The following is a 508-nucleotide window of genomic DNA, read 5'->3' as shown; positions in this document are numbered from 1 at the left end:
GGTCCGGGTGGCTCGGCAGCATCAGCGCCACGCGGTCCCCCGGCTGGAGGCCGGCTGCGGCGAGGCCGTTGGCCACCTGGTTCACGCGCCGGTCGAGGGCGGCAATCGTCAGCACCTCGTCGTGGAAGCGGCAGTAGATGTCGTCAGGCGTTTCCCGCGCGCGGCGGGCAAGCAGCGCGGAAATGGTTTCCGAGGCGACCGGGGGAATATCGATGTGAGTTTCCGAAGACATGGGAGATGGCAGGACAGCGTTGATCTGATCGACAGGAAGGACTCGGGCGGCTCAGGCGGCGGTGGCGCGGCGGCGTTCGCGCTCGGCGAAGAACGCTTCCATCATGCGCGCCGGTTCGCCCGAGGCATAGGATTCGCGGTGGATGCGGATACCGGCCTCGATGGCATCGCGGAAGCCGGCTTCGGTCATTTCCTGCAGGCGGGCCTTGTCGAGCTTCATGGCCACCGGCGGCTTGCCGGCCAGCGACTCGGCGATCTCCATGGCGCGGGCGTGCAC

General features: G+C 68.5%; 1 protein-coding gene and 1 pseudogene. Both read right to left on the bottom strand.

Features of this window, described 5'->3' with window-relative positions; genetic code table 11:
- On the bottom strand, positions 1–232 hold a 232-nt coding region (locus tag AC1DHL_RS29810; protein ID WP_478164338.1), incomplete at its 3' end, for an AMP-binding protein.
- 51 nt (positions 233–283) lie between these two features.
- Positions 284–508 (bottom strand): annotated as a pseudogene (locus AC1DHL_RS29805) (enoyl-CoA hydratase/isomerase family protein); the annotation flags it as partial.

The sequence above is a fragment of the Variovorax sp. 10L426 genome (assembly GCF_056395305.1).
This window is presented reverse-complemented; position numbering and strand designations above follow the sequence as displayed.